This window comes from Candidatus Igneacidithiobacillus taiwanensis (assembly GCF_031962545.1).
Lineage (GTDB): Bacteria > Pseudomonadota > Gammaproteobacteria > Acidithiobacillales > Acidithiobacillaceae > Igneacidithiobacillus > Igneacidithiobacillus taiwanensis.
The window spans coordinates 1-3813 of record NZ_JAVRKK010000177.1 but is presented as its reverse complement, the minus strand read 5'-3'; the positions used below and the strand labels follow the sequence as shown (position 1 = coordinate 3813).

Here is a 3813-nt window from a genome sequence, read left to right as displayed (position 1 = left end):
ACCGCGTGGCCGCGGATTTCCAATTCCCGGCTCAGGCCGTAGACCACATCTGCCAGCCCGCCTACCTTGGCCACCGGGGCGCATTCCGTAGCCACCTGGATTACAAACATAAAATCTCCCTTGAGGATTACCAAAAATAGCTGTTTCTTACGCCCGGACCAGAAAAAGTGCCGCCAAGGGCGGCAAGGTGAGTTCCAGGGAATAGGGTAGGCCCATCCAGGGGGTGTCTTGGGCGGCTTGGGGGCCGTTGCCAACGCCGGAACCGTGATAGGCGGGGGCGTCACTGTTGAGGACCTCCCGATAGGTACCGGCCTGGGGGACGCCGATGCGGTAGTGCTCCCGTGGTACTGGGGTGAAGTTGAACAGGGCCACCACAAAATCGCCCTGCCGATCCCAGCGCAAAAAACTCAGCACCGATTGCTCTGCGTCGTGGCAGTCGAGCCAGGAGAAACCTTCGCTCTGAAAATCCTGATCGTGCAGCGGCGAAAGGGTGCGGTAGCAGTGGGCGAGATCCCGGGCAAGGCGCTGGATGCCCTGATGCCAGTCGCGCTCCAACAGCCACCAGTCGAGACCCCGGCTGCAGTCCCACTCGCGGCCCTGGCCGAATTCGTTGCCCATGAAGTTGAGCTTCTTGCCGGGGTGGGCGCACTGGTAGCTGAAGAGCAGACGTAGGTTGGCAAAACGCTGCCAGGTGTCGCCCGGCATCTTGTCCAGCAGCGAGCCCTTGCCATGCACCACCTCGTCATGGGATAGGGGCAGGACGAAGTTCTCGGTGTAGGCATAGAGCTGACTGAACGTGAGTTCATTGTGATGATAGCGGCGATGGATGGGGTCTTTCCGGAAGTAGGCGAGGGTGTCGTTCATCCAGCCCATGTTCCACTTCATGGAGAAGCCGAGTCCGCCCATGTAAGTGGGCCGGGAGACCATGGGCCAGGCGGTGGACTCTTCGGCGATGGTGAGGATGCCTGGCTGGCGTTCGTTGAGGATGATGTTCATCTCGCGGAGGAAGGAGATGGCTTCGAGGTTTTCGCGGCCGCCATACTGGTTTGGGATCCACTCGCCGGCCTTGCGCGAGTAGTCGCGGTAGATGAGGGAAGCGACGGCATCCACCCGCAGGCCGTCGACGTGGAAACAGTCGGCCCAGTAACAGGCGTTAGCGAGGAGAAAGCCGCGCACTTCGTTGCGCCCGTAGTTGAAGATGTAGGTGCCCCATTCCTTATGCTCGCCTTCGCGGGGGTCGGCGTGTTCGTAGAGGGGGGTGCCGTCGAAGCGGGCCAGGCCCCAGTCGTCCTTGGGGAAGTGGCCGGGAACCCAGTCGAGGAGGACACCAAGCCCGGCCTGGTGGCAGGCGTCGACGAAGGCGCGGAAATCGTCGGGCGTGCCGTGGCGGCTGGTGGGGGCGAAGTAACCACTCACCTGATAGCCCCAGGATTCGTCCAGGGGGTGCTCCATGACGGGCATGAGTTCCAGATGGGTGTAGCCCATGTCCAGACAGTAGGGAATGAGCCGAGCGGCCAGTTCGCGGTAATTGAGGAAGGCACCGTCGGCGCCGCGTTGCCAGGAACCGAGATGGACCTCGTAGCAGTTGATGGGGGCGTGCTGCCAGTCCCGCTGAGGGCGCTCCTGCATCCACGGGCCATCCTGCCACTGGTATTGGCTGTCCACGACTAGCGCGGCGGTGCTGGGGCGGAGTTGGAAGGCGCTGGCATAGGGGTCGGTCTTGACGAAGACGGCCCCAGAGTCGCGGTGGCGGATCTCAAACTTGTAGAGTTCGCCGGCCCCGAGATCAGGGAGAAAGAGCTCCCAGATCCCGCTGCCGCCGCGCACGCGCATGGGGTGGGCGCGACCGTCCCAGCCGTTGAAATCCCCCACCACGCTGACCCGCTCGGCATTGGGCGCCCAGACGGCAAAAAAGATGCCGTCCACCCCCTGGTGCCGGCGCAGGTGGGCACCGAGGTGGTGGTAGGCCTCGTAGAGCCGCCCTTCACCAAAGAGATAGATCTCCAGATCGCCAAGGACCGGCCAGAACACATAGGGGTCGTGGCGCTCATGGCTACCCCGCGCGTCCTGCCAGCGCAGGCGATAGGGAGAGGGCAAGGGACCGCCCTGATGGACGAAGAGGCCATCGTCATGCAGGCGCTGCATCGCTTCCCAGCCTGTGGGGGTTTCGATCCAGGCCGCCTGCGCCCCCGGCAGAAAGGCCCGCTGCACGGCCTGCCCCCTCTCCTCATGCTGGCCCAGCCAAGCAAAGGGGTCATGATGTCGGGCAGCAAGGATGGCGGTGATGTCTTGGTTGGGCATGCGTGAGGTCCTTTGTCGACGGATAGAGTCCTTCCCTAATCCCGCGATGGAGTAAAGCAAGAATAAATTGAAAGGCCCAATCTGTATGGGTTTCCCGTATAATAGTCTCGATAAAAAGATTTGCCTACCGGGAAAATTACAGAAGGGCCCGATGAGAAAAATGGCGCGAACCGTGCTGCCTTTCAAGCTTGCGGCAACGGAAGAAGCCATAACCGCGCAATCAGGGTTGGTGCTCCATGGAGAATTTATCCAGGGGGTGGGCTTTCACCGCTGACTGGAACAGGAAATGCCCAAGCCGGGCAGCAAGCAGGGTTATAGAGAGTACCGCATGTTCTGCCCTTCGTGTTGATGCTGAGCGGGGGCGGGCGCACTCTGGAAGGCTTGCGGATGATTCATGCGGACAGGGCCTTACGCAGCCTGCTGCATCTGGATCATTTGCCCAGCATGGACGCGGCGGGGGACTGGCGGCGTCGCGCCGGAGAAGGGGGCAGGTTTGGTGGGGTTGGACCGGGTGAATCGCCGGATCGTGGCCCATCGGCTGCATAAGCTGGAACGCCAGGCCCATACCCTGGATATCGAAGCCACCCAGATCGTCGCAGAGAAACGCGATATGGCCTGGACCTACAAGGGCGAGCGAGGCTACATGAGGTAGCCTGAAATGTTTGTACATTCTCGTATGGATATAATGAACCTAGGAGAATGTCATGGAAAAGTCGGTACATGTATGAACGTCTCCGGCTTTGCAAGATGTCGTAGACTTTGGTTGGGATCGAATGCAAACATGTATTCGGCCTGTTGATGGGCATCTTACCCTGGCCCTAATGGACTATCCGCGCACCAACTCCTTATCAAAGTTACGGCTTCGAAAGCCTTTGTACCGTTCAGATACCGTCTGGCATGTGGATCTCACCTATATCCCCACGGCCGAGGGTTGGCTCTATCTTGCCGCCATCAAGGACCCATGCACCTGCGAGATCGTGGGATATGCCATGGGGGCCAGCATGACCCAAGAGCTTGCTATTCGTGCTCTGCGTAATGCGATCTCGCATCGACGCCCCGCTCCTGGGCTGATCCATCACGCTGACCGGGGAAGTCCGTATTGCGCCAAGGCCTACCGCGCCATTCTCCAGCAACATGGATTGATCGCCTCCATGTCGAGGAAAGGGAATTGCTACGATAACGCCCCCATCGAGAGCTTCTGGGGCAGTTTGAAAAACGAGATGGTCCACCAGCAGCACTTCGAGACCAGATCTTGATGCCTGCGCAGCGATTCGGGAGTACATTGAGATTGTTACCAACCATCAACGCCGGCATCCCGGATTGGCTATTTGGCCCCCGCTGTGTTTGCCCAAACCTTCACACGGGTAGCCGCTGGAGACGGAACTGTCCACTATGTACAGGACGCCTCAGACCGCCTATTACGAAGAATTGCTCCGCAACTATCCCATCATCCTGCTGGAAGATGGTCTTTCCGAAGAAGATTGGGAGGGTTGGAAAATTCTCAACGCCCGG

At 60.0% G+C, this 3813-nt stretch carries 4 protein-coding genes and 1 pseudogene; 3 read left to right on the top strand and 2 right to left on the bottom strand.

The genetic code is table 11. The features are described 5' to 3' along the window. On the bottom strand, nt 1–110 hold a 110-nt coding region (locus RTI30_RS14385; protein WP_409449719.1), incomplete at its 3' end, for a glycogen/starch synthase. Nucleotides 111–147: 37 nt separating this feature from the next. Next, a complete protein-coding gene (gene glgB / locus RTI30_RS13200) occupies nt 148–2301 on the bottom strand; it encodes a 1,4-alpha-glucan branching protein GlgB (RefSeq protein WP_312283996.1) in 2154 nt (717 codons plus the stop codon). Nucleotides 2302–2695: 394 nt separating this feature from the next. Between glgB and RTI30_RS13195 the strand changes: the two genes are divergently transcribed. The 3 genes and pseudogenes from RTI30_RS13195 to RTI30_RS13185 all read left to right on the top strand — a co-directional run. After that, the gene (locus RTI30_RS13195; protein ID WP_312283995.1) at nt 2696–2953 is read left to right on the top strand and encodes a hypothetical protein; all 258 of its coding nucleotides are present in this window, start codon (nt 2696–2698) and stop codon (nt 2951–2953) included. Between the two features lie 232 nt (nt 2954–3185). Next, nucleotides 3186–3659, top strand: a pseudogene (locus RTI30_RS13190) (IS3 family transposase); the annotation flags it as partial. 34 nt (nt 3660–3693) lie between these two features. After that, nucleotides 3694–3813, top strand: a 120-nt coding sequence (locus RTI30_RS13185; protein ID WP_312283997.1) for a hypothetical protein, incomplete at its 3' end; no start/stop codon positions are given.

Bases quoted from the DNA above. Each gene is read 5' to 3' on its own strand.
- glgB (WP_312283996.1), bottom strand. From the start codon at position 2,301: ATGCCCAACCAAGACATCACCGCCATCCTTGCTGCCCGACATCATGAC.
- RTI30_RS13195 (WP_312283995.1), top strand. From the start codon at position 2,696: ATGCGGACAGGGCCTTACGCAGCCTGCTGCATCTGGATCATTTGCCCA.